Below are 25805 nucleotides of genomic sequence, written 5' to 3' on the forward strand. Positions count from 1 at the left end.
TTCATGTTTCAGTGGTTATACAAACAAGTAGAGCAGAGCTTGAATGATCCAATTGAATCAGACCGATTCATAATGATCGGGGCAGAGTCGGACGGTGTCCCGGTGGGTCTGCTTGTGCTTGAACAGCGGGGTGGAGACAGACATGCAGTCTTGCAGTGTATCTTTGTATCGAAGCCATGGCGCAGGCAAAAAATCGCTACACTCCTGCTCCGGGAAGCACGAAGCTTATGTGTGGAGAAACAGCTGGCTACGCTCTCCTTAAGCTATTACTCCGACAAGTCTTCGACGAATGCAATCGAAGCCTTATTACATAAGGAAGGTTGGACACAGCCGCAATGTGAATCGGTTGTTTTCCATATTCATCTTCACAGTGGGATTGCTCAGACAGCTTGGCTAAGGGAACGCGCTATCCCGCGGGGGCTGGAGTTATTTCTCTGGGCAGATCGAGAGGAAGGACAACTTAGACAATCCATTGAAGCAGGAGGGCTTGATTTCCCTTCATTTCTGTCTCCGTTCAAAACGTTTGCTCCTCTGGAACCAAGCAACAGCTTCGGTATTAAATCCACACAAGGAATTCAGGGGTGGTCGATGACGTATCGACTGGACGAAAACACGATTTTGTATGATGCCCTATATATTTCGCCGGAATATCAACAATTTGGTCTGGCTTTTCAGATGCTGGGCAGATCCATCCGTGTTCAAACGGAGGCAGGTATCCCTTACGCGATGTTCACGGTTAACCAGAGTACACCGGTCATGATGAAGCTTGCCCGGCAGTGGCTTGCACCTTATTCCTGGAAGACGAGTGAGAAGCGAAGCAGTTATATTCGATTGGGATAAGGAGAGGAGGACGAATATGACAGACAGAGAGAACACCAGCACGAAGGATCGTATCGTGATTACAGGTATGGGCGTATTATGTGCACTCGGCGATCATCCGCAGATGGTATATGAGCGAATGTTTGCTGCTGAGACCGGAATTCGGGAAGTCACCCGCTTCAACACGGATAAGTTGCAGAGTTCACTTGCAGGCCAGTTGGAGGATTCCATCCTAGATGCGGCACTTTCGGGCACAGCGGAGCTATCCATGGATTTGTGTGCACGGTATGCCATTGCTGCTGCAAAAAAAGCGTTAATCGATAGTGGCCTTTCAATAGCACATATGGATAACCTTAAGCAACATGACAGTGCAAATGAAACAGGCGGAGAGCCAACTGTTGCTCCTGCGCGGATTGGGCTCACGCTGGGTACGTGTAACGGTGGAGTTCTATCTTTGGAAGAACAGTGGAACCTGTCTGAGTTGGACGTCGATCATACGTCCCGGTATCCATTTTATCAGCAGGGCGATGATGCAGCGCGAGTACTTAATGTGGAAGGTCCGGTGGCAACGTTAAATACGGCATGTGCTGCGAGTGGCAATGCCATAGGCTATGCAAGTGATCTTATTCGCTGGGGGTATGCCGATGTGATGCTCGCTGGTGGATCTGACCCATTGTCGCAAAGTGTATATGCCGGATTTAATGTACTCCGTGCACTTAATTCCCGTCCCTCTTCACCCTTCAGCACCCAATACGGATTGAATCTGGGAGAAGGTGCAGCCTTCGTGGTACTGGAGAGACTGGACGCTGCACTTGAACGTGGCGCTACGATTTATGCTGAATTATGTGCCTATGGATTGAGCAACGATGCCCATCATATGACGGCTTCTCACCCGGAAGGTGCAGGCATACAACGAGCAGTGGAGATGGCAATCAGCCTTGCCGGAGTATCCAAAACGGATATTGAATATGTCAACGCACATGGGACCGGGACACAGGCGAATGATCGTGCTGAAATTAGCGGCCTGCGGGGGAGTTTAGGGCCTAATATGACGATTCCTGTTAGCTCAAGCAAAGCCTATTTTGGTCATACACTAGGTACTTCTGCTGCATTGGAGCTGGTTACCTCGCTCTACGCCATCAGGCAAGGATACGTTCCTGCTACGCTTCATTTCGAAGAACCGCGCGAAGGCTGCGAGGAAGTGGATATCATTCAACATTCGATGCGCACGATGCGCCCTGAATATATGATCTGCAACAATTCGGGGTTCGGAGGACACAACGTTTCGCTCGTACTGCGCACGAATGGAATTGAAGAAGAGCGGCATTCAAGCGTGCAGAATCCTGAACGTGAGAATTCACTTGATGGCCATCAGGGCAAGCCAGTCCCCAGACGACGTGTTGTCATTACTGGAGTAGGTGCCGTCAGCAAAGGGGATATTCTAAAGGGGAATGTACTCACGGCTTTTGGTGAGGACGCCGATCAGATGACGACCACTTCCTTATTCTCGTTAAAAGATTACGACAAGAGCAAATATGAGCGCAGAATGAACCAGCTCACACAGAATACAATTGGTGCAGTCCTTGCAGCGATGGAGGATGCAGCAATGAGCGAGTCTCAGCGGGAATATACTGGCTTTATTTATGGCACAGCACGAGGAAGTACGAGCAGTATTTCAAACTTTCTGGAATCTGTATTTGTCAAAGGCCCGGAGTATGCGAGTACGATCTATTTCCCGCACACGGTCATTAATTCCATCGCTGGTCAGACAGCTGAGAAATTGCAATTTAAAGGATTTAATAGCTCCTTCAGCACAGGAGGCAATGAGGGATTGACTGCCGCATTATATGCAACGGGCAAGATCCGAGAGGGAGCCCTGACGTCTTGTCTGATTGGTGCTGGAGATGAACGATCCCAGCTTGCGGAGGATATCGACCGTGCCAAAGGATTGCAGGAAAGCCGTTACGATATGACGGAAGGCAGTGTCTGTATGGTCCTCAGTGATTTGGAAGCAGCTGATCATTCGGGCTCCGCAATCTATGCAGAATTGAGAGGACTCGGTGCTGCTTCTGGAACAACGCAGGACACTGCAAAGCTGGGGGAGGCGTTAATCCGGGCGGTTACCGATGCACTCCATGAAGCTGGAACAGATATGGGGCAGATGGATTTGATTTTACTCAACTCAGTGGGACGTCCCGGTGAATTGGAGTTAGAGGAGAGCGCCATATCTTCGATGTGGAAAGGTGAAGCCGCACAATCCGTGCCAATCGTTACCCTTAATGCATGCGCTGGTTACGGAGAATCGTACAGTTCGATGTTACATCTGGCTGCGGCTGCTGAGCTAGTGAGCCCGAGAGCCATGAATGAACGTGCCAAAGGAACTTACGCCCATCTGGGCCTGCCTGAGCGCAGTTTTGCATATCATCATATTTTGACCATCAGCTCTACAGTGAATGGAAGTTACTCTGCTGCAGTCGTCAGTAGCGTCGCTGAGTGAATAGTGTTAATTGAAAAAATATAGGAGGCTTACACATATGACAGTTGATTATGAGGTAGAGATGGATGAGATCAAACAGACGATCAAACAAACGTTGTTAATTGATCGGCTCAAACTGGAGGACATCACCGCAGAGGAAATTACAGATGATATGATTTTGTTCGGTGAAGAACTGGGACTGGACTCTGTGGAGGCGTTCGAGGTTATGGTTGGTATGGAAGAAGTGTATGGCGTGATGGTGGAGGACCTTCCCGCGACGGAATTGAAGATTCATCTGAAGAATGTGCAGTCCATTGCAGAATTGATTATGGCCAGAAAGACCAAAGGAACGAGAGAGCAATGACCTTTCGTGATCACGTCGTTGTGGTTACAGGCGTAACAAGGGGCATAGGCCGGGCCATAGCGCTGAGATTTATTGCGGAAGGAGCCATTGTGGCAGGCATCTATGTCAGGGATGGTGCCGCGGCGGATCAGTTAACAGCAGAGGTGAAGGCAGTTGGTGGACGGATGCTGTTGTTTAAAGGTTCGGTCACGGACCATGGTTTTGTAGCGGATGTGATGAAAAAGGTGTTTGATACATTTGGCCGCATTGATGCATTAATCAATAATGCCGGAAGAGCGAGCGACCAGATGGCACTGCGGATGGAAGAGCAGCAGTGGAATGAGGTGCTGGACACCAATTATGTTGGCGCCTGTTATTGTTCACAGGAAGCCGTTAGATACATGGTTCTTCAGTACAGGGGGAGCATCATCAACCTGGTATCCGTGAGCGGCATATATGGCAGGGAAGGCCAGTGCAATTATGCAGCTTCCAAAGGCGCTTTGATGGGGCTGACGAAGTTGTATGCCCGCCAGTATGCCGCACACAACATTCAGGTCAGTGCCATCGCACCCGGTATGATTGATACCGAGATGACGGGGGAAGTGCCGCAAGAGAAGCTTAATGATTTTTTGCGCCACACCCTGACTGGAAGACAAGGATTTGCAGAAGAAGTGGCTGAAGCAGTAGTGTACCTTGCAGGACCTGCGGCTTGTTATCATACCGGACAGACGTTAAAGCTGGATGGTGGATTTTTGCTTTAAGCTTGAAACTTGAATTGAGATCAGAGGGAGGAGAACTAATGAAGACGGTATATGTGCATCATGCAGAGAGTACAGCTGTGCAGATGATGGTTGTATATTTGTTACAGCGTGGCCTGCAGGTTACAGCAAGCTTCGCCACATCAGAACAAGCAGAGCAATTTCATTCCGATCTGTCTGTGCAAGAGCAGAATAACTGCCGGACTCTCGTTGCGCCGAATCTGGAGATGAAGGAAATTGAATTCGCACTGTCAGCAGCTGCCGAGCATATGCAAGGACTCGGCTTCTATATTCATGGCAGTAGCTGGGTAGATGAACAGTCTGAACTCCAAAGTGATCCGGCAGCTTTTGCTCTAACCAGTCATCGTCAGTTGAGTGAACTCTTTTTATATACCCGTGCAGCAGGTAATATCATGGCTCGTAAACAGAGTGGGCAGATGATTGTACCCATACTGGCAGATATGCTGCATTATAGTGGATTTCCTTCTTCCCCGGTGTATAACCAGGGGGCCATGGCTTATGTCAGAAGCTTCGCCAAAGAAATGACACCTTTTCGGGTCTCGGTCAATACGTTGACGTTTGGCTACTACCGAGCGGAGAACCACAGGGGTGCCGGACGAAGTCGCAGGAAGATCTACGATTTGTTTACCTTAAAACCTTCTGTGCCAGAGTTGGAAGAGCTTGTACAGGGTCTAGGTCTGTTACTCGATTATGGTCAGGGAATGAGTGGTCAAAATATAACGTGGGGTTACGGTATTCCGTCTGTTCTCTAATACGGTCTGAGACAATACGGGTTCAGTAATCTTCGAAAGAGGCAGAAGATGGAATATCAACAGAATAGAAACGATTCGGATCAGGAAACCCGCCAGTCCGATGAACTGCTGGAAGAAGAGCTGGAAGAGGTTGTCGGTGGACTGGCAACCGTTTCAATTGCGCGTTGCAAAGTCTGTCACATTCGAATTGCCGTGTACGAGATGAGCGTATGCGCAGCTTGTTTTCGCAAGACCCAGGTTCCACTTGCTGGAGAAGGAGGCTAACCATGATCAGGAGATATGGTCGGCTGACCTTCTTATTGTTGTTCATGTTAATCATAGGACTCATGACCTCGGCTTGTACAAGTGTATCGCGAGACGTTGCACCAACAAAAGTAAGTCCGCAGACTGAAACGGCTCAGGCTCCAGTAGTAGATACGGACGTCGCAGCAGCTAAGGAAAGTGAGCCAAGAGTCTATACTGCTGAAGAATTGGAAGGATATCCGGAGGATATTCGGGATATTTTGATGAGGGGCAAGCTGCGGATTGGATTGAAGGTGGAGGACCGTTATCCGTTCTTTTACACCGATGAAGAAGGTATACTGCGCGGGAGCGATGTCGAGCTTGCCAACGACATCGCTCTTAAACTCGGTGTGAAGCCGGAATATATCCGAACGGCTGATTCTTTTGATGAGGTGATTGATCAGGTGTCTTCCGGGGAGGTGGATGTCGGCATATCCAAATTAAGTATCACGCTGGAGCGGGCGAAGCGAGTTCTGTTCTCGGATGCCTATCTGCATTTCAAACAAGCACTGCTCATTAACCGTCTTCAACTTGCGGAACTCGGACAAAAAGGCGAATATCCGGATGTGCTAACGCTGCTTCAGCAACGCGGAACAAAGATCGGCATTGTGCGAGGTACGTCTTACGTAGGCTTTACACGCGAGCTTTTTCCCACGCAAGAACAGACTGCCTACAAGAATACTTCCGAATTGTTTGATCATGTGCGGCAAGGCGAAGTGATCGCTGCTGTCTATGATGCTTTTGAAATCTCACGTTATTTGAATCAGAATCCTGCCTACTCCCTTGACCTTCAATATGTGCAGCTGGAGGATCAGGATGACGATATTGCCATCGCCGTTGATCCGCGCCGCATGCATCTCCACCAGTGGATTAACACGTATCTTCACATGCAGGAAAAGAACATTCAGCGCTGGCTTGAAAACTATGGCATCTGAACAATAGGGTTGTGCTATGATACATAGATGAGCCTTATAGTACACTTTTTAATTCAATAAAAGGGAGGAAATCAGCGGTGGGACTTCCATGAAAAAACATATACCCTATCTGTATTTCATCATTCCGATTGTTCTGTTTTTTCTGATTCTCACTGTACTGATTTTGTTCCAATTACCTCCTAGTCCCAATAAGCAGGAAGTTCAGGATGGACATCTGTCCATGACTCATGAATCCCTAATCACTGACGAAGGGAGCCAGTTGGATGGTGTGTGGGCATTCTATTGGGAGCAATTACTGGAGCCCAAGGATTTTGCAAGTGGCCATACGGGTCCGGTAAGTTACGTTAATGTTCCAGAATCTTGGGGGAATTATGAGATCAATGGGCACAAGCTTGGTAATACGGGATTTGCCACGTATCGTCTGGTGGTGGATTTACCTGAGCAAGATATAGAGCTGGGATTATTAACCTCAGGGATAACTTCCGCACACCGATTGTGGATTAATGGCAAACTTGTATCGGAAAGTGGGATTGTGGGACGAACGTTAAAGGAATCTTCTTCATATAAGGTGCCTGCTCTGATCCGAATAGAGGCAGGGCAGACCCAAGTTGATATTATCATTCAAGTTTCGAACTATACACATCGAAAAGCGGGACTGTTTGGCTCTCTAATGATTGGTGAATATAATCAACTGAATCAATCCATGAAATACAAACTGGTATCCGAGAGCATGATTATTGGCTGCATGTTGATTATGGGGCTCTACCATATCCTGTTGTACACACTGCTACGCAAAAATCGGGAGTCTCTGTATTTTGGTCTGATCTGTATTCTGCTGGCCATGAAGAACAGCTCTGATTCCCAGTACATTTTATCAGAGCTTATTCCGGGAATGAGTGGTGATACGTTCCTTAAAATTGAGTATTTAGGCTTCTTGGGCAGCTCCCCACTTGCTCTACTTTTTTGTTACTCCATTTTCCCCAACGAAATGTCCAAACGATTGCGTGATATATTTTGGATTCCAGGGTTGCTGTTCACTTTATTTATCCTGTTTACACCTGCTCAGGTATACACGAAGTTTGCGTTGTTCATGCAGGCATACGCCATTTTGATCGGGTTTGTGATCATTCAATATGTGGTCCGAGCTGCTATGAAAAATGTTGCTGGTGCGCGCTGGATGCTGGCAGGTAGCGTCGTATTCTTCATTACTGTAGTGAATGATATCTTAATGAATAACGGTATGATTCGAACAGGAATCTACTTCTCGTACGGTCTTCTCTTTCTCATTCTCTGTCTGTCGATTGTTGTATCAACCCGATTTTCCAATGCCATGAAAACCAATGAACGCTTGTCTTCGCGTCTGCTTGATTTGGATCGGGTTAAAGATGAGTTTCTCGCTAATACCTCTCACGAGCTTCGTACACCGCTCAACGGAATTATCGGGCTTACCCAGTCGTTGCTATATAGCATGAATGACCGATTGGAAGATAGTCAGCGGATGCACCTGAACATGATCGTTTCAAGTGGCCAGCGTATGTCTTTTCTGATTAACGATATTCTGGATTATGCACTTCTTAAGAATAACGATATGCGTCTGCATCGAACCCAAATAAATCTGCACCAATTGGTCCAGGTAGTCCTCACCGTGGTTAAGCCGCTCATTACAGGCAGGGATCTCATATTACACAATCGAATTGATCCTCATTTTCCACCGATTGAAGCAGATGAGAATCGAATGCAGCAAATTTTATTTAATCTGATCGGCAATGCGATCAAGTACACGCCATCAGGTCATATTGTGATTCGTGCACATGTTGTGCAGGGTGATGTGGAAATTCAGGTAGAGGATACGGGGATTGGCATACCTGAGGATAAATTTGCAATCATTTTCAATCCATTCGAGAAGCTTGAATCCATTGATAACACGGGTACCGGACTTGGACTAAAAATCACCAAGCACCTTGTCGAGCTGCATGGAGGAGAGATTAAGGTACAGTCAAAAGTGAATCAGGGCTCCCTTTTCTCGTTCACGATCGGGCAGCATAAGAAGAAGAATGCTTCATCTGCGCTACCGGATAAGCAAAACAATGAATTTAATCAGAACGGTGTCAACACCCTAAGTTCTGTTACAGAAGTTAAGATAGCCAGTTCACATCATCTTAATGTCGAAGTCAGTTCCGAGAAAGAATCGGAGTTACAACGTTATCACGTGTTGATTGTGGACGATGAACCCGTTAACCTGCAAGTGGTGATTCAACAGCTTGCACCACTGGCATGTGTGTTTGAAATTGCGAACAGTGGTACTGAAGCACTCGCGCGTTTGAATGAATTGCAGGATATCGATCTGGTGATCACGGATATGATGATGGTCGGCATGTCGGGATATGAACTATGCGGATTGATCAGGGAGCGTTACAGCCTGATTGATTTACCTATTCTGATTATGACAGCGAGCAATCGAGATGACACGATTACAGCTTGTTTTGCTGCTGGAGCCAATGATTATATTTCAAAACCGATTGGACGCAATGAACTCATAAGCCGTGTACGTACACTGTTGTTATTAAAAAGGTCTGCTCAAGAGTTAAGTCTGAATGCACAGCAACTTGCAGAGCTGAATCAGCAGTTATCCGAGTTGAATATCAACCTGGAGTATCGTATTCAGAGTCGTACGGTAGAGCTGGAGCAGAAAAATAAGGATCTGGGCCGTCTGGAATTGTCACGCAGACGATTGCTGAGCGATATATCCCATGAACTGCGCACACCGATGACAGCAATTCAGGGTTATGTGGAGGCGATTGTATCCGGGTTGGTGGATAACGAAGAGGACCAAAAAATATATCTGCAAATGGTCTTAGTGAAGGCTCTGGGTTTGAATCGTCTGATTCACGATCTATTCGAGCTGTCCCGTTTGGAATCTGGCAAGTCTGAAATGATCTTAATCATGATGAGCTTACAGGAATTAATGGATACCATTCAGGACAAATTCAGGCTGGACATTACGCGTGCCGATCTGAGCTATGAGTTTCAGGTGAACATTCCTATTGCTCAGCGAAGGGATTATCAAGTCGTGATTGATATGGATCGTATTACCCAGGTTTTGACCAATCTGGTGTTTAACGCGATTCAGCATACAGGTGCAGAGGGGATGATTCGTCTTCATTGTTCCATTGAGGAATGGGAAAGTGGTGGTGATTCGCCAGGACAACTCACCATCCGTGTGGAGGACAATGGAGCGGGGATTATGGAAGAGTCACTTCCCTTTGTATTTGATCGCTTTTTCCGTGAGAAACACGATCGGCATGTGGTTCAGGGTAGTGGTATTGGACTTGCGATTGCGAAGGAAATCATCCAATATCATAATGGGAACATTTACGTAGAAAGTGCGGTCGGAAAAGGGAGTTCCTTTTATTTCACGCTGCCTCTGTATGTTTTGGATTAGGGGAATGACAAGGATTTACAGTAATTAGCCATTAATGAGTGGCGTTCAACAGGAAAACGAGTACTCAGTGTTCACCCGGGTACTCGTTTTTTTGTTTTGCATGGAGCGCCTTAGAAGTTCATTTTAATCGGTTAGTTCGATGATGAAGACGCGGCTGCAGCCGATGCTGCGGCAGCTGCTGCCATGGCAGCTTGTTGAGCGATGATAAGATTCGTGATACTGGTTGAGATCGCTGTCGTAAGCACACCGTTTCGCAGATTCTCCACATGTTGAATGGCTATCAACGCGGATGAGAACAGGAGCAACTCCTGTTTATCGATCGACCAGGCACCGAAGCCTTTTTGAGTCCGTAACCAGTCATTTGTTTCCGCGACTTCATCCACTAACGCGTCTCTGTCCGAAGGCAGTAGTGAAAGTATCCCGAGAGAGGGTAGTGTGTACATTTTATCCATGCGGAGATTCCTTTTACGAAAAGCTTCATTTAAGGCAATCACCCGAGCACCGGCATCCGGGGGATTATCTCCAAGAACCAGTACCTGTGTTAACGCCTGCACACTGTTTCTGGAAGAAAACTCTGGTTTTAATTCCCCATAGAGTTGTTCCATACGTGCCACACCAGTATCCACCTCGAGATCGGAGAGGGCTAACATGGCAGCAAAAATGTAGTCATCCTGTCCAGTGAGGAAGCGATGCTCTGCTTTCATGCCGTCATAAAATAATTTGGCCCGCTCCACCGTAGGTTGAAACTGGTCAGGTGATGTCTGAGTAGCGATCTGATAGGCGGCAATAACCAGATAATCGGAGTTGCGAAATTTGGTCTCTTTCATCAAGTCATAGACATGCAGGGTGTCTGCCAGCTTCGTCTCTTCATCTGTTGTAAGGGAGAGCATGGCAGCAATGCTAATGGCCGAATTACCTCTGAATGCAGAGAAGAGTTTTGTGTTTTGCTTAATCAACTCATGGCTTTGACGAATAGCTTCCCCATCGGCTGTTTTATTCTCCGCTGCATAGAGCAGGGCAACCAGACGTTGCATCATCGCATGTTGCCATTTGAACGACTTCTTGATGATCTGGGTGTTGGAAACAAATAATTCAACTCGTTCTGTATGTTGTTGTTGCATAGGCACACCTCCATACTCACTTTTATTTTACAGTTAGATAATTAGGAATATCAAATGAATTAAAGCGATTATTCCCATAGGGTAGATCAATGATCTGGAGAACCCATTTTTAAATTCATTTCGAGGATGCTTTTCGAAAAAGAAGTGTAATACGGTATGTATGATGAAAAAGATATCCAGCACCCAAAATGTAATGGTTTGATACGAGCTAAAAAGAAGAGAGAGGATGATCGTATACATTGGCAAGTGAATCCAAGTGAAATACCTGTAGGCTTTATCATCTTCCATATCTTTTAACACCATAAACAATTTCCACTCGGACCGCCGGATGGCATCCATTTCGTGAAGCAGAAAGAGAGACAGGTTAAACAAAAATAAAACCAGTAAAAAGTCAGGCATGCTAAGTCTCCTTTTCCTATTCAATCTGCTCCTATCTTACTAAAGGTAATTTGATTTGGCAAAATATGAAAAAAAGGTTCACGCTCCGTTCATACGTGCTTGATATGCTCTCGAAAGAAAGCGTTAGGAACAGGTATTAAAAAATATGCGGAGTGGTGGGGACAAGTCATGTCAACGTTGATAAGAAAGATTTATGGGAAAATGATTTTACTGGTGTTATTGTTAGGCATGATATCAGGGGCAACTGGATTAGGGACCATGCCACTATCGGCAGCAGTATCCAATCCGGGATTAAATTCGGGCAAATTGGAGCAAGGAGTCGTAGCTAATCTGGAGGATACTGATCAGTTAACAGCATTCATTGATGGGATTATGGATGTTCAAATGGATTCTTTACAGATTCCGGGTGCCGTCATTTCGATTGTGAAGGATGGGAAGATTCTGCTCTCCAAAGGGTACGGACATTCGAACATCGAAGAAAATAAACCCGTTGATCCCGAGACCAGCCTGTTTCGGATTGCGTCGACCACAAAGCTGTTCACATGGACCGCAGTGATGCAGCTGGTTGAGGAGGGAAAGCTTGATCTGGACACTGACGTTAACACCTATCTGAAAACGGTGAAAATACCACCAACCTATGCGGAACCAATTACGTTACGTCATCTCATGACCCATACGGCAGGCTTTGAGGAAGGCGGTGTTGGATATCAGATTACCACCGATCCAGAGAAGCTCCCCGTCTCCATTGTAGAAACAATGGCAAACCATATGCCAGCACGGGTCATGCCTTCAGGCGAGATGATGGCCTATTCCAACTATGGTGCCTCACTCGCGGGACTTATCGTCGAAGAAGTTGGTGGCATTGCTTATAATGACTATATACAGAAAAATATATTTGATCCGCTGAGCATGAAGTATGCTACGGTGGAGGAGCCTGTTCCGGCATCGTTGAAGCCCTATGCCGTACTTGGATATGCCCGAGCCAATGGCGAGTATGTAACCAAGCGTCCTACGTTTGAAGGTGGCTTCCGACCTGCAGGATCAGGCAGTGTCTCGGCGAATGATATGGCTCATTTCATGATTGCCCATTTACAGGACGGACAATATGAGGATAAGCAAATTCTCAAGCCGGAAACCGCCAGGCTTATGCATTCCCCGGCATTCCAGTTTGACGAACGTTTACCCGCCATGGACTTGGGCTTTTATGAGTTGAACATGAATGGACTGCGTGTGATCTCTCATGGAGGTGCCGACGAGCTATTTAATACAGCGCTTTATCTTGTACCAGACCAACAAGTCGGCATATTTGTTTCCTATAGTGGAGGGGACGGTGGAACGGCAGCAGGAGGATTGGCGCAAGCCTTCTTTGATCGTTACTATCCTGCCCATATGACGAATCAGCCTGCTGCAACCTCTATTGAACTGGGGGAGCCTCTGGAGAAATATGCAGGTTCCTATCAATTTACACGTCGTAATCACACGAAGATCGATAAGTTTTTCAGTTTTCTGACTCAGATCAATATTGAAGTTTCGGATAACCGGTTGTCGATTGGAAGTGGTGCAGATCAGCAAGTATACACTCCGATTGGAGTGAATCTATTCCAGGAAGTCGGCGGCAAGCATCAGATGGGATTCCGTACGGATACAGAGGGCAAGGTCACGTATCTGTTTCTGGATATACTCAACCCCATGCCACTGGAACCAACCCCGTTAATTAATCAATCGAAGTTCTGGCTTCCGTTGCTCGGTATCTCGGCCGTTCTGTTCATTACCGTACTACTGGGAGCTGTTTATCGTAGACGCAAAATCAAAGCGATGCCAAGGGCGCAGAAATGGGCAGTCCTGCTGTCGGTAGTTACGTCCGTGTGGTCATTGGTGACCTTGGGAGCTACACTTCTGGTGATGAACATAGATCTGATCGATCGACTCAGTCATATTCCACTATCTCTACGTCTTTATCTGTTCATGCCTCTGATTCTTGTGGGATGGAGTGTGGCAATCGTAACAATGAACGTTCTGGCATGGAAAAACAAATATTGGACGTTACCTAAGCGTGTGTACTATACGTTCGTAACTCTAGCAGCAGTAACCTTATGTTTATTTTTCTATCATTGGAATCTGTTGGGCTGGCATTTTGGTTGACCCTCCACCCAGGTGGAAGAGGAGAAGAAATCTATTGGAGGCATGCATTTGATATGACCCAAATCCTTGTCGTGGACGACGATGTGCACATTCGTGAGCTGATTACCTTGTTTTTGCGGAATGAGGGATTTGAGATCGTGGTGGCTAAAGACGGTGCCGAAGCATTGGATATTGTTGAGAAATCCCCAATTGATCTGGTTATCCTCGATATTATGATGCCCAAATTGGATGGTTGGGAACTATGCCGGGAGATCCGGCGCATGGATCTGAATATGCCGCTCTTGATGGTTACGGTCAAAGGGGAATCGGCTCAGAAAGTGAAGGGATTCCAGCTTGGAACAGATGATTATCTGACGAAGCCCTTCGATCCACTGGAGCTTGTGATGAGAGTGAAAGCATTGCTGAAACGGTATCTGATTGTCTCTTCCCAAACGATTCAATTGGGGGGCATTACACTGAATCGCCGCAGCTTTCAAGTGATTCGAGGGGAAGAGACGCTTAATCTGCCTTTAAAGGAGTTCGAATTGCTGTTCATGCTGGCGAATCAGCCTGGGCAGATATTTACCCGGGAACAGCTGATTACGAAAATCTGGGGGAGCGACTATGAAGGGGATGACCGAACGGTTGACGTTCACATTAAGCGATTAAGGGAAAAATTCGCTGGTGATGCCCACCATTTTCAGATTGAAACGGCCCGCAGTTTGGGCTACCGGTTAGTGATCACATGATCAAGACTTTATACGTTCGCATCATTTTCACATTTCTGGTTGTCATTATTTTCAGCCTACTGTCGTCTTTCCTCATAGGGCTCTTTCTGTTCAAAAAAGAAGTAAACCATCTCGGTCAGAATGACATGATTGCAGCAGGTGAGGAAATGATACGTCTCTATGAACAGACACACCCAAAGGACCGGGAGGCATTCATTAAAAGTATGGTGAAGATATCCACCTATCCCATTCATCTATATGATGTTTCCGGCAACGTAACATACTATGATCTGGACAATACGGAGACCGTTCAAATTGCACCAGAGATGGTTCAAATGGTATTGCAGGGTCAGGTCTATCGTTCTCCGGCTGAGGTGGATCAGACCTTTATCGGTCTTCCTTTCCCATTCCAAGGGGAGCCGCAAGCCGTGTTTATGCAATATTCCCCGCAGAACGAAAATATCATTAATCGGATGGTCCTCCTGATATTATTACTCGCACTGTTTATCGGAAGCCTATGTATTTTTATTGCTGCAAGGTATTTGGTGAAACCGATTCAGGTATTGACTCGTGCAACCAAACTGCTGGCGAAGGGTGATTTTGACGTGGAAATCCAAACGAAACGTGTGGACGAAATGGGAGCTTTGACGCACAGTTTTAATGAGATGGCGAGTGAGCTCAAACAGTTGGAACAGATGAGACAGGATTTTGTTTCCAATGTATCTCATGAGATTCAAACCCCGCTGACCTCTATTTCAGGATTTGCCATGGCGATGAAAAATAGTAGTCTGGTAGCTGAGGCTGATCGTAATTATTATCTGGATATCATTATTACGGAGAGTGGACGGCTATCCAGACTTAGCGATAATCTGCTGGAGCTTGCATCGCTGGACTCCGATCATCATCCGTTCGAGGCGGCTACCTATAATCTGGATGAGCAAATTAGGCAAATTATCGTTACCTGCGAGCCGCAGTGGTCCACCAAAAATATTCAGGTTCATCTGGAGGTGGCAGAACCGATTCAAGTTACAGCAGATCGGGATCAGCTCGATCAGGTCTGGATGAATCTGCTGGGGAACAGCATCAAGTTTACGCCAACTGGTGGCCATATTCACATACGAACGCACCAGGTAGAGAACGAAATTCTCATCACGATAACGGATACGGGCATTGGAATAGCGCCAGAGCAGCTCGATTATGTGTTTGATCGGTTTTATAAAACAGATCTGTCGCGAAACCGCAGCATCAGTGGTAACGGTCTGGGCCTTGCGATCGTCAAGAAAATCGTGATGCTCCATCACGGAACCGTAGAAATGAAAAGCCAGGAGGGTGAGGGTACGACAGTGCTGGTTCATCTGCCATTAGATTCCATTGCCTGATTGGACAGCATCGAGACCATTAGCCAAGCTAAGGTAAGCATTAGCATTAGCATAATCGCTTCAAACGCGCCATGATTGGCATGTTTTTTATTTCCGCTGAATAGTATTCAACGAACTGATGAGTTAACATATCCTCATGACATTTTTTACTCATGGGCGCCAATGACAGTGGGAAACGAACGCTCGGCCGATTGTTGCGCCGAGCGTCTTTTCATGCTCCAATTCTTCAAGCCTCAACCTCTTTCTGGCACGTTGGCAAGGAATGCATGATGTTGTTCAATCCCAGGTGCTATGATATTCCGATGGATGGGACACATCAGAGCCATGGATTATTTGTTCCAACTCCGAGTGGAGAAACGTTATAATAACGTTGATGCTATGTAATGGTTAGAGGAGACAAGGAGAAAGATGAACCGAAAGTTATTCTGTAAGCGTATTCAATTTTTGGATGATTGGAGCCTCAAAACGAAGCTGTACATATTGTTCATTTTTTGTGTGCTAGTCCCGGTCCTGGCAACCAATACGGTCTTTTATCTAAGCATCAAAGGCAACATCGAGGAGAAGGAGCACAGCCGTTTCAATGAAATGCAGCAAAGGATCAGGTTCAACCTGCGGAACAGCATCGACAACAGCCTGTATGTGTCCAATTTTCTGTATACGGATGTTACGCTGAACCGATTTATGGAGTCCAGATATCGCGATGACGAAGACTATTATCTTGCTTACTATGACATGCTTAGCAACAACAATCTGGTCAGATACTATTACAGTTATCAGCAGGTGAATCAAGTAACGTTTTATGTCGGCAACGATACCTTCGTGAATGGCGGAAACTTCATTAAGCTGGATGATGCGGTTCGAGCAAGTGAGTGGTACCAAGCGTTGATGAACACGAGCGACCATATCATGATTTATTCGTATTTCGACAAGCAGCAGGCAGAGATGTCGCAAAGTCAGGGAGGACGTAAGGTAAGCATCATTCGGAAGTTGGATTACTTTGGGGAGCAGCGGGTGGAGAAGGTGTTGAAGGTCGATCTGGACTACGGCTTTATTAACAAGTCGCTCAAGAACGAGGGAACGAACGGAAATGTATACGTGGTTTCGGATGACAAGGTCATTTTCTCAAATAATTCGAAAATGAACCAAACGCGTCAGCCATTTAACCTGATGGCGAACAGTCCAATATCGCCTATTCATTCCATGGAATCGATTCCTGTGGTATCTGAGAACTGGCAGATTATCGTCAGCGCCGACAAATTGGACTTTTTGTCCGAGGTTATTGATTCCAAGCTGAATGTGACCGTTCTGATGATCCTTAATCTGCTGATGCCTACACTGCTGATCTGGATGATATCCAGATCGCTGGTAACGAGGGTGGACCGGATATCGAAGCATCTGGACCAAGTGAAGCATGAGCAATTCGAGGTGATTCCGGGTCCTGCGGGCAAGGACGAGATCGGTAGCCTGACTCACAGCTACAATATGATGGTGATCAAGATCAGGAACCTGATCGAGATTGTATTTAAGGGCCAGGTGGAGCGGCAAGCTCTTGAGCTCTCCAAGAAGCAAGCGGAGCTGAAAGCCCTACAGAGCCAGGTGAATCCCCATTTCATGTTCAATACGCTCGAAACGATCCGCATGCGGAGCTTGATCAAGGACGAGCTTGAAACCTCGGATATCATTCATAAGCTGGCATTGTTGCTGCGCCAGACGATTAATTGGGGGGATGACCTGATTACCATTGCAGAGGAGATCAAGTTTGTGGAGAGCTATTTGAACATCCAGCAATATCGCTTTGGCGAAAAGCTGCAATTCACAATCAAGGTCACGGACCATTCCATTTCAAACATGATGATCCCCAAGCTGACCGTGCTCACCTTTGTCGAGAATGCTTGCATCCATGGCATCGAGAGTACATCGAGTGACGGGATCGTAGAGGTGTTGTTCGAAATTCGAAGCGATCAGCTCTCCATAACCATTCGGGACACCGGAGTCGGCATCGAGCCAGACAAGCTGGCGCTGCTTCGAGCAATGATGAGTGATCCAAACATGGATCGGATGAGTGAGCTTAGCAACATCGGCATGATGAATGCCTATATTCGGCTGCGGATGTATTTCAATGATTGCGTGCAGTTGGACATCTTGAGCGAAAAAGGCCAGGGGACAACGGTTGCCATCCATATTCCCCTTTTGCAGGCATCTAAAAGATAAGGAGCGAGAATATGATCAACGTGCTGATTGTGGACGATGAACCATTTATTCGCCAGGGACTTCAGTTGCTTATCGATTGGGAGTCGTGCGGATTCCGGATTTGCGGTCAGGCCTCAAACGGCTTGCAGGCGCTGCAGTGTATGCGGGTTGTGCAGCCTGATCTAGTCATCGCCGACATCAAGATGCCGGAGATGGACGGAATGGAGCTTGCGAAAACCTTGTACGAGCAGTATGGCGGCGAGATCAAGCTGATCCTGCTAAGCGGATTCTACGAGTTCGAATATGCCAAGCAGGCGATTAAATACCAGGTGAATGAATATATTCTCAAACCCGTCGTGAAGACGGAACTGGTTCAAGTGCTTGAGGAATTCAGAATCTCATTTGATGCGCGTGCAGAAGAGAAAAGACACCAGCAAAGAAAGGATCAAATTATTATGGCTCAGCATATGCAGTCGATCTTGCTTGGAATGGCCGACAAGGAGTCTATTGCGAATGTGCAATCCAGCTATCAGAGTGCCAACTTCCTGCGCTGCATGCTGATCGAGGCGACAGCGGAGACAGCAGCGGGTTCAGAACGGAAAATGGACTGGTTCTCCCGGGTAGAAGCATGGGTTGGCGAGCCCTTCAAGGGACAAGTGCTGAAGCCGTTCACGGGGGAAAAGAATGCGGTTTTGCTCATTCTCACGGATCTGATAATGAAGGATGAGGCTATTTCATTGGTGGAATATATCGGCCGATTGCATGGCGAGCTGAATCAGGGTGAGGAACCGGCAGTTGCCTTCTATGTCGGAAAGGAAGTGCAGAGGGTGGAGGAACTGTATGAGTCCTACCAATCCTGCGGCAAAATGAAGAGCTTGCGTTTTTTTACTACGAGTGGACCCATTTATTACTTCGAGCATATGGATACTGAAATATTTACGAAACGGCCGGGACAACGCGAGAAACAATTGTTTGATGGCCTGATCAAGTCGATTGAGCAACAGCAAATGGATGAGCTTCGCAGCCATGCAGAGGCGATCTTTCAATTTTTTCTCAATGAACGAATCGATCCGGGCATCGTCCACATTTATTTGCATTATTTAGCGTACAATCTGTTGGAACTTGTAAAAGGTGAGTCGGGTTCCCCGGATTCCGGGTTGATGCAGTCAGCGTTTCTCAAGATGAACTACGTGATGCTATCCATGGAAGCTAACATTGAAAATTTATGGGAGTTCTCGCGACTGTGCGCAGAGAAGCTGAGGGAGCAGCAAAAATGGAACGCGATGGGGGTATTGGCCAGAATTGAGGCATTCATTCATGAGCATTACAGGGAAAACATCAGCCTGAAATTGCTGGGAGAGCAATTTTACATGAACAGTGCGTATTTGGGTCAGATTTTCAAAAAGCATTATGCCCTGTCCTTCAATGATTATTTGAATCAATTGCGTGTGGAGGAAGCCGCCCGGCTGCTGCGCAGAACCGATCAAAGGGTATATGAAATTGCAACAGCTGTGGGATATCGCGATTCCGATTACTTTATTAACCGGTTCGAGAAACTCATGGATGAGACGCCTGCGCAATATCGCAAAAGAGCCCAGGCAGCGTACGCTGCCGATTCTACATCCTGCTCTCCTTGATGGAGGGGCAGGATTTTTATTGCCATTGAACTGGAATTATTGGGATTTCGCCTATAATTTCTCCCGTTGAGGGGGGCAGGGGAACATGGTAATTTTAACGTAGCCTTTGGAAAGCGCTTTCCAAAAAAGATTTTGTCCAAATAATAAATGGAGGGGTCATGATGAAAAAGGATGTTAGAAAAAGAATCAGGCATTGCGTTTTGCTGGCTTTAATATTGGTCATTGCACTCGCCGGATGTACGCCGAGCTCATCCTCGTCTGGCGAAAAGACAGCGGACGGCAAGGAATTGAAGCAATTTTCCGCATTTTTTGCCGTGCCGGGGAAAATTGAACCAGACGATAATCGGGTGCTGAAAGCGATTGAGGATAAAACAGGTGTCCGCATGACCATGGATTGGCTTACCGGCCAAACGGCCAAGGAACGGATTGGCGTGCTGATTGCAGGCGGCGAATATCCCGACTTTATCGATGGAAGTGATGGTACTCAGCAATTGGTATCGGCAGGGGCGCTGGTCCCGCTTGAGGATTACATCGATAAGTATCCGAACATCAAAAACTATCTGGGCGAAGACTGGAAGAAAATGAAGAATACCACAGATGGTCATATCTATTTCATCCCGCAATTCGGCAATGTACAAGGCGAGTCCATGAAGGTAACGCATGATGGGGAAGCGTTCTGGATTCAAAAAGTTGTGCTGGAGTGGGCTAATTATCCGACCATCAAGACGCTGGACCAATACTTTGACTTGATTGAACGGTATAAAGCAGCTCATCCGACTGTTGACGGTCAGCCGACGATTGGATTTGAAATTATCTCGTATGACTGGCGCTATTTTGCGCTGGAAAACCCTCCGCTCTTCCTGGCTGGTTACCCCAATGAAGGGGCAGCTATCGTAGACAAAGAAACGCTGACGGCCAAAAACTACAATACGATTCCTGAAGCGAAGGCGTATTTCAAAAAGATCAATGAAGTGTACCATAAAGGTTTGGTCGATAACGAGACCTTTACGGCAAACTATGATCAATATATTTCCAAACTTTCAACTGGACGTGTGCTGGGCATGGTGGACCAAGGGTGGCAGTTCCTTGACGCCGAGGCATCGCTCGTGAAGCAAAAATTGTACGACAAAACCTATGTGCCATTGTCCATCACGCTTTCCGAGGATGTAAAGGGGCGCTATCAGCACAAGCCAATCCTTAACGTGAATGGCGGCTTGGCCATTACAACGAGTTGCGAGGATGTAGAGGGAGCGCTTCAGTATATTAATGATTTGCTGGACCCTGAGATCGAAGTATTAAGAACATGGGGACAGAAAGGCGTGGATTACCAGGTCGATGAAAAAGGTGTATTCTCCCGGAATGAAGAGCAGCGTGCCCATTCCAAAGATCCAGACTGGGTGCTGGCGAACACGGGAAGTCCCCTGGTGTATTTTCCACATCATGAAGGCATGACTGCTGACGGAAAAAATGCACTGGACCCTAAGGAGCAGCCGGAGGAGTATCTGGCCACACTGAATGACATCGACAAAAAAGTGTTGAAGGCTTACGGATATACGAAGTTTACGGATTTCCTGGAGCCTGCGGAGGACAACGAACCATGGTTCCCGATCTATACCTATAACTTTGAACCCAACAAACCTGAGACGACTGCCAGACAGAAAATGGACGACGTAAAACGAAAATGGCTGCCTAAAGTGATCATGACGTCACCAGCAGAGTTTGACAAGGCCTGGGAGGAATATCAGGCCACACTCAAGGAGAGTGTGGATATCAAAGCATATGAAGATGCATTGACGGAGGAAGTCCGCAGACGCGTGGAGCTGTGGGGATAAGGAACGGTTATGCAGAAAGGCTATGGGGAATCCTGTAGCCTTTCTTACACGATAAAATCGGAGATTGGAATGGAACGGAATCGATTCATCCACACGAGGGTGATCTAGATAAACTCGTATGCAAGGAGAGAAAAAGAATGGCCAAAAATGAGTTGCAGCATCCCATAAATGCAAGCCATTTTCCGTCAGGAAAAAGCTGGATCGGGTATAACCTGTCACGAATGAAAAGTCAGCGTCAATTATTGTGGATGTCATTTCCATTTGTTGCGTTTATCGCAATTTTTGCGTATGGACCGTTATGGGGCTGGTTGATGGCGTTTCAGAATTACAGACCCGGCCTTGGTTTTTTTCAGCAGGAATGGGTAGGCATGGAGCATTTTAAAACCCTGTTCACGGACCCTACATTTGTACGTGTCATCCGAAATACGCTGGCGATGAGCTTTATCAGTCTGTTTCTGGGGTTTGTCGGCTCGATTGGGCTGGCGCTTCTGTTGAATGAATTGCGGATGGTGCTGTTCAAGCGTGTTGTGCAAACGGTTTCCTATCTTCCACATTTTCTATCATGGATCATCGTTACAGGCATCGTTGCCAACGTATTATCCACTGAGACGGGAATCGTGAATGTGCTGCTAACGAAGCTTCACATCATCAGCGCTCCAATTAATTTCTTCGCCGAGCCGAAATATTTCTGGGGCATCGTGGGCCTGTCCAGCATGTGGAAAGAAATCGGCTGGGGCACCATCATCTACCTGGCTGCCATGACGTCGATTAATCCGAGCTTGTACGAAGCGGCTTCGATCGACGGGGCAGGCCGGTTTCGCAAAATGTTCAATGTCACTCTTCCAGGCATTAAACCAACGATTATTATCCTGCTCATTATCAATGTTGGCAACGTGCTGAACGCGGGCTTCGAGATTCAATATTTGCTGGGGAACGGATTGGTGCAGGACGTGTCCGAGACCATCGACATTTTCGTATTGAAGTACGGAATTAACCTGGGCAACTATTCTCTTGCAACCGCCGCAGGCATTTTCAAGAGCGTAGTCAGCCTAGTGCTCATATTTATGGCTAACGGGCTCGCCAAGGCTCTTGGTGAAGAGCGTTTGATTTGATAAGGAGGTATAGCTGTGAAGCGATTTAATGGAAAACGAAGCTTTGGCGATTATTTATTTTCAATTACAAACGGTTTGTTGATGTTACTCGTTATGGTTGTTACGTTATATCCTTTTTTAAATACGATTGCCGTATCCTTCAATAATGGGCTTGATACGATCCGCGGAGGGATATATCTGTGGCCGAGGGAATGGACACTTCAGAACTACGTTTCCGTGTTCCAGAATCCCCATCTCACGCAAGCGGCATTTATTTCGGTCGCCAGAACGGTAGTGGGGACGATGGTGCAGTTGTTCTGTACCGCGATGCTGGCCTACGTGTTGAGCCGCAAGGAGTATATGTTTAACAAGTTGGTTACAACACTATTTGTGGTGACGATGTATTTCAGCGGCGGATTGATTCCGGGATACATGCTGATTAAGCAACTGGGGCTGTTGAATAACTTTTGGGTGTATATTATCCCTGGATTAATCGGTGTCTTCAACATGATCGTGATCCGCACCTATATTCAGGGACTTTCAGAAGGACTGCTCGAATCGGCGAAGATGGACGGGGCCGGCGATTTTAAAATCTTTATGCGCATCGTGCTTCCGCTGTCCAAACCGGTGTTGGCCACCATCGCGCTGTTCATCGCCGTAGGACAGTGGAACTCCTGGTTTGATTCCATGCTGTACACCGCTGGCAACCGGAATTTGACCACCTTGCAGTATGAGTTGATGAAATTGCTGTCCTCTGCGACTTCACAGGGTGGAACTGTCAATGTGGACCAGTACAAAAATGTAACAAACATGGTCACTCCCGTATCGATTCGGGCAGCAATTACGGTTGTGACGGCCACGCCCATCGTTTTACTATATCCGTTCTTGCAAAAATATTTTGTGACTGGACTCACCATTGGAGGGGTGAAAGAATAAAAAAAAGCAATTCAGGGCGAGGATGGCCGGTTGTGAATGAAGGCCGGGGAATCCAGCTTCCTTTCAATATGTTATATGTTATGATATTTGCATCTTCAAAAGTTTGATTGAAGGGGCATAGCTTATGAATCAGAGCATACAACAGTTTAAAGCGGATTTTTTCAAAGCGTTGGCACACCCGATGCGTATTCAGATTCTGGAGCTGCTGAGCGATGGGGCGAAAAATGTGAATGAACTGCAAAGCATTCTGGGATCGGAAGGCTCTGCCGTCTCGCAGCAGTTGGCTGTATTGCGCAGCAAAAACGTTGTCCAGGGGTTAAAAGAAGGAACGACAGTTACGTATTCGCTTCGCGACCCTTTGATTAAAGACCTGCTGGCCGTTGCCAAACAGATTTTTGACAATCATCTGGTTGACGCCATTTCCATGCTGGAAGACATTCGTAAAGATACTTAAACACATTAAACAAGGGGAACCGGAAGCAAGTTCAGGTAACTTCTTGTTTTTTGCGTTTTAGGAGGGGCACTGTTGTGAGCATTACGATTGACAGAGAGCACAGACGGGAGTAGTCTTTTTATTATATTCAAATATTCAAATATATAAAGAAAAGAAGGTTAGGGCAGATGAAATGGATGGGGAGATTTGCAGGGTATAATGCTGCCGCATTTCGCAAGGATCTGGTATCGGGACTAATTGTGGGAATTATCGCTATCCCGCTCGGGATGGCGTTTGCCATTGCTTCCGGGGTCAAGCCCGAGTATGGTCTGTACACGACAATCATTGCGGGCATACTCATTTCCTTGCTGGGTGGGTCCAAATTCCAGATTGGCGGGCCAACTGGTGCATTTATTCCGATCCTCTTCGCCATTGTCATGCAGTATGGATACGAAAATCTGCTGATTGCTGGAATAATGGCCGGATTGATGCTTGTACTTATGGGCGTTTTCAAGCTTGGCGCGCTGATCAAATTTATTCCAAGACCCGTGACCATTGGATTTACGGCGGGTATTGCTGTGATTATTTTTAGTGGGCAAATTGCGAACTTTCTGGGGCTGAGCGGCATTGTGAAGCACGAGGATTTCTGGTCCAATATGAAAGAAATCGGGATGCACATCTCGACGATTAATATATACAGTTTGTTGACGGCTGGAATCTGTCTGGCTGTTCTTCTGTTTGTGCCCAAGTTTGCACCCAAGGTGCCTGCTTCACTGGCCGGGTTGGTTCTATCGACGCTAGTTGCAGCGTTCTTTTTTGAAGGGCAGGTTGCTACGATCGGATCGTCATTTGGCGCTATTCGGGGAGCGTTGCCCCAGTTTCATATTCCGGAGATCACTTGGGCACGTGTGGTGAGCTTGCTGCAGCCCGCTTTTATCATCGCCATGCTGGGGGGCATCGAATCGCTGTTGTCTGCTGTGGTTGCGGATGGCATGACCGGGACCCGTCATAACAGCAATCGAGAGCTGATTGGGCAGGGGATCGCCAATATGGTAACACCTCTGTTTGGAGGCATTCCGGCGACGGGAGCGATTGCACGTACGGCAACAAATATTAAGTCCGGCGCAGTTTCGCCTTTGTCTGGCGTTATTCACGGGGTAGTGGTTTTGCTTGTGCTTGTTCTCTTCGCACCATATGCGTCCCACATCCCGCTGGCCAGTATGGCCCCGGTGCTGATGCTGGTTGCCTGGAATATGAGTGAGCGGAGATCGTTCATGCATATAATGAAAACCAAAACGAGTGATTCACTCGTGCTGCTCATTACCTTTTTGCTCACCGTTTTTACGAGTCTAACCACCGCTGTGGAGGTGGGGTTGATCCTGGCCGTTCTTCTATTCGTGAAGCGCATGAGCGAGATGCTGAAGGTCGCCAAAGTGCTGCCTGATCCCGATCACAAGCATGAGAAGGTGATGGCGCATATGGTTCAGGAGGGACATGACTGTCCGCAGATCAGTATGTATACGATTGAAGGCCCGTTGTTTTTTGGTGCAGCGGATATGTTTGAGAAATGGGTGATGGATTCGATTCATCGAAGACCAGGCATTCTGCTGCTGCGCATGGGGAAGGTTCCTTTTATGGATACAACGGGTGAAGCGAATCTGGCGAGTTTGGTGAAGCATTTTGAGCGATCCGGCGGCATGATACTGTTTTCAGGCGTCCAGGCGCAGCCAGTGGAGATGATGAGGAAAACGGGTTTAATGGAGCGCATTCATCCTGATCATATGTTTGAGCATACCGGTGAAGCGATCAATTATGCATTACAGCATCTGAATCATCAGAAGTGCGTAGGCTGCAAGCATTTTGCTTTTCGTGAATGTGCGGTGTTGTCTCAGGAGGATGCAGTTGCTGGACGGAAAAGTTTACTGGAGCCTACTTCGGTATAATCCGGAAAATGAATAAAAAATACACGTTTATCTTTGATCGTTCGCAGATTCTGGGTGATGGGACTGGAGGCTGTGTTTATTTGCAAGGGATACGGATGCCCCTGATTATGTTACGATTGTTTAGAAAATCATAGTATCAAATTAATTGTGAACTGACACAATTAAAT

At 46.9% G+C, this 25805-nt stretch carries 20 protein-coding genes; 18 read left to right on the forward strand and 2 right to left on the reverse strand.

Annotated features, from left to right (window positions below; all coding sequences use genetic code 11):
- The first annotated feature begins 3 nt into the window (after positions 1-3).
- The 8 genes from BMW94_RS21385 to BMW94_RS21420 all read left to right on the forward strand — a co-directional run bounded on the left by BMW94_RS21385 (position 4) and on the right by BMW94_RS21420 (position 9828).
- The gene (locus tag BMW94_RS21385; protein ID WP_175480794.1) at positions 4-840 is read left to right on the forward strand and encodes a GNAT family N-acetyltransferase; all 837 of its coding nucleotides are present in this window, start codon (positions 4-6) and stop codon (positions 838-840) included.
- Between the two features lie 16 nt (positions 841-856).
- Positions 857-3316 (forward strand): beta-ketoacyl-[acyl-carrier-protein] synthase family protein, encoded by a 2460-nt coding sequence (locus BMW94_RS21390; RefSeq protein WP_091000942.1) that lies wholly within the window; start codon positions 857-859, stop codon positions 3314-3316.
- A gap of 37 nt (positions 3317-3353) precedes the next feature.
- Positions 3354-3659, forward strand: coding sequence for a phosphopantetheine-binding protein (locus BMW94_RS21395; protein WP_091000943.1), 306 nt, complete (start codon positions 3354-3356; stop codon positions 3657-3659).
- On the forward strand, positions 3656-4399 hold the full coding sequence (locus tag BMW94_RS21400; protein ID WP_091000944.1) for an SDR family oxidoreductase: 744 nt from the start codon (positions 3656-3658) through the stop codon (positions 4397-4399). Before BMW94_RS21395 ends, BMW94_RS21400 begins: the two co-directional genes overlap by 4 nt.
- A gap of 38 nt (positions 4400-4437) precedes the next feature.
- Positions 4438-5169, forward strand: a complete 732-nt coding sequence (locus tag BMW94_RS21405; RefSeq protein ID WP_091000945.1) for a hypothetical protein — start codon at positions 4438-4440, stop codon at positions 5167-5169.
- Between the two features lie 48 nt (positions 5170-5217).
- A complete protein-coding gene (locus tag BMW94_RS21410; RefSeq protein ID WP_091000946.1) occupies positions 5218-5433 on the forward strand; it encodes a hypothetical protein in 216 nt (71 codons plus the stop codon).
- A 2-nt stretch (positions 5434-5435) separates the two neighbouring features.
- Positions 5436-6386 carry a substrate-binding periplasmic protein gene (locus tag BMW94_RS21415; RefSeq protein ID WP_175480795.1) on the forward strand — a complete coding sequence of 317 codons (951 nt, stop codon included), beginning with the start codon at positions 5436-5438 and terminating at the stop codon, positions 6384-6386.
- An 88-nt stretch (positions 6387-6474) separates the two neighbouring features.
- Positions 6475-9828: an ATP-binding protein gene (locus BMW94_RS21420; RefSeq protein WP_091000948.1), complete on the forward strand. Its 3354-nt coding sequence runs from the start codon at positions 6475-6477 to the stop codon at positions 9826-9828.
- A gap of 131 nt (positions 9829-9959) precedes the next feature.
- Here the strand turns inward: BMW94_RS21420 and BMW94_RS21425 are convergent, their stop codons facing one another.
- Together BMW94_RS21425 and BMW94_RS31365 are read right to left on the reverse strand one after the other, a co-directional pair.
- Positions 9960-10949: a DUF4003 family protein gene (locus BMW94_RS21425; RefSeq protein WP_091000949.1), complete on the reverse strand. Its 990-nt coding sequence runs from the start codon at positions 10947-10949 to the stop codon at positions 9960-9962.
- A gap of 33 nt (positions 10950-10982) precedes the next feature.
- The gene (locus tag BMW94_RS31365; protein ID WP_017690584.1) at positions 10983-11348 is read right to left on the reverse strand and encodes a DUF6713 family protein; all 366 of its coding nucleotides are present in this window, start codon (positions 11346-11348) and stop codon (positions 10983-10985) included.
- A gap of 168 nt (positions 11349-11516) precedes the next feature.
- Here BMW94_RS31365 and BMW94_RS21435 point away from each other — a divergent pair, with 168 nt between their 5' ends.
- The 10 genes from BMW94_RS21435 (at position 11517) to BMW94_RS21480 (ending at position 25638) form a co-directional block, all read left to right on the forward strand.
- Entirely contained in the window at positions 11517-13490 is a 1974-nt protein-coding gene (locus tag BMW94_RS21435) for a serine hydrolase domain-containing protein (protein ID WP_091000950.1), read from the forward strand.
- 53 nt (positions 13491-13543) lie between these two features.
- Positions 13544-14218, forward strand: coding sequence for a response regulator transcription factor (locus BMW94_RS21440; RefSeq protein ID WP_063567131.1), 675 nt, complete (start codon positions 13544-13546; stop codon positions 14216-14218).
- Positions 14215-15576: a HAMP domain-containing sensor histidine kinase gene (locus tag BMW94_RS21445; protein WP_091000951.1), complete on the forward strand. Its 1362-nt coding sequence runs from the start codon at positions 14215-14217 to the stop codon at positions 15574-15576. The genes BMW94_RS21440 and BMW94_RS21445 overlap by 4 nt, the downstream gene beginning before the upstream one ends.
- Before the next feature lie 408 nt (positions 15577-15984).
- A complete protein-coding gene (locus BMW94_RS21450) occupies positions 15985-17787 on the forward strand; it encodes a sensor histidine kinase (protein WP_091000952.1) in 1803 nt (600 codons plus the stop codon).
- Positions 17788-17798: 11 nt separating this feature from the next.
- A complete protein-coding gene (locus tag BMW94_RS21455) occupies positions 17799-19403 on the forward strand; it encodes a response regulator transcription factor (RefSeq protein ID WP_091000953.1) in 1605 nt (534 codons plus the stop codon).
- A 158-nt stretch (positions 19404-19561) separates the two neighbouring features.
- The gene (locus tag BMW94_RS21460) at positions 19562-21235 is read left to right on the forward strand and encodes an extracellular solute-binding protein (RefSeq protein ID WP_254790320.1); all 1674 of its coding nucleotides are present in this window, start codon (positions 19562-19564) and stop codon (positions 21233-21235) included.
- Between the two features lie 137 nt (positions 21236-21372).
- Positions 21373-22347: an ABC transporter permease gene (locus BMW94_RS21465; RefSeq protein WP_175480796.1), complete on the forward strand. Its 975-nt coding sequence runs from the start codon at positions 21373-21375 to the stop codon at positions 22345-22347.
- A 15-nt stretch (positions 22348-22362) separates the two neighbouring features.
- Positions 22363-23262 (forward strand): carbohydrate ABC transporter permease, encoded by a 900-nt coding sequence (locus BMW94_RS21470; RefSeq protein ID WP_091000955.1) that lies wholly within the window; start codon positions 22363-22365, stop codon positions 23260-23262.
- Between the two features lie 124 nt (positions 23263-23386).
- On the forward strand, positions 23387-23716 hold the full coding sequence (locus tag BMW94_RS21475; RefSeq protein WP_091000956.1) for an ArsR/SmtB family transcription factor: 330 nt from the start codon (positions 23387-23389) through the stop codon (positions 23714-23716).
- Positions 23717-23883: 167 nt separating this feature from the next.
- Positions 23884-25638 (forward strand): SulP family inorganic anion transporter, encoded by a 1755-nt coding sequence (locus BMW94_RS21480; RefSeq protein ID WP_091000957.1) that lies wholly within the window; start codon positions 23884-23886, stop codon positions 25636-25638.
- Positions 25639-25805 lie beyond the last annotated feature (167 nt).

This window comes from Paenibacillus sp. OK003 (genome assembly GCF_900109515.1).
Lineage (GTDB): Bacteria > Bacillota > Bacilli > Paenibacillales > Paenibacillaceae > Paenibacillus > Paenibacillus marchantiae.

Coding starts and splice junctions, on each gene's coding strand:
- BMW94_RS21385 (WP_175480794.1), top strand. CDS start 4: ATGTTTCAGTGGTTATACAAACAAGTAGAGCAGAGCTTGAATGATCCA.
- BMW94_RS21390 (WP_091000942.1), top strand. CDS start 857: ATGACAGACAGAGAGAACACCAGCACGAAGGATCGTATCGTGATTACA.
- BMW94_RS21395 (WP_091000943.1), top strand. CDS start 3,354: ATGACAGTTGATTATGAGGTAGAGATGGATGAGATCAAACAGACGATC.
- BMW94_RS21400 (WP_091000944.1), top strand. CDS start 3,656: ATGACCTTTCGTGATCACGTCGTTGTGGTTACAGGCGTAACAAGGGGC.
- BMW94_RS21405 (WP_091000945.1), top strand. CDS start 4,438: ATGAAGACGGTATATGTGCATCATGCAGAGAGTACAGCTGTGCAGATG.
- BMW94_RS21410 (WP_091000946.1), top strand. CDS start 5,218: ATGGAATATCAACAGAATAGAAACGATTCGGATCAGGAAACCCGCCAG.
- BMW94_RS21415 (WP_175480795.1), top strand. CDS start 5,436: ATGATCAGGAGATATGGTCGGCTGACCTTCTTATTGTTGTTCATGTTA.
- BMW94_RS21420 (WP_091000948.1), top strand. CDS start 6,475: ATGAAAAAACATATACCCTATCTGTATTTCATCATTCCGATTGTTCTG.
- BMW94_RS21425 (WP_091000949.1), bottom strand. CDS start 10,949: ATGCAACAACAACATACAGAACGAGTTGAATTATTTGTTTCCAACACC.
- BMW94_RS31365 (WP_017690584.1), bottom strand. CDS start 11,348: ATGCCTGACTTTTTACTGGTTTTATTTTTGTTTAACCTGTCTCTCTTT.
- BMW94_RS21435 (WP_091000950.1), top strand. CDS start 11,517: ATGTCAACGTTGATAAGAAAGATTTATGGGAAAATGATTTTACTGGTG.
- BMW94_RS21440 (WP_063567131.1), top strand. CDS start 13,544: ATGACCCAAATCCTTGTCGTGGACGACGATGTGCACATTCGTGAGCTG.
- BMW94_RS21445 (WP_091000951.1), top strand. CDS start 14,215: ATGATCAAGACTTTATACGTTCGCATCATTTTCACATTTCTGGTTGTC.
- BMW94_RS21450 (WP_091000952.1), top strand. CDS start 15,985: ATGAACCGAAAGTTATTCTGTAAGCGTATTCAATTTTTGGATGATTGG.
- BMW94_RS21455 (WP_091000953.1), top strand. CDS start 17,799: ATGATCAACGTGCTGATTGTGGACGATGAACCATTTATTCGCCAGGGA.
- BMW94_RS21460 (WP_254790320.1), top strand. CDS start 19,562: ATGATGAAAAAGGATGTTAGAAAAAGAATCAGGCATTGCGTTTTGCTG.
- BMW94_RS21465 (WP_175480796.1), top strand. CDS start 21,373: ATGGCCAAAAATGAGTTGCAGCATCCCATAAATGCAAGCCATTTTCCG.
- BMW94_RS21475 (WP_091000956.1), top strand. CDS start 23,387: ATGAATCAGAGCATACAACAGTTTAAAGCGGATTTTTTCAAAGCGTTG.
- BMW94_RS21480 (WP_091000957.1), top strand. CDS start 23,884: ATGAAATGGATGGGGAGATTTGCAGGGTATAATGCTGCCGCATTTCGC.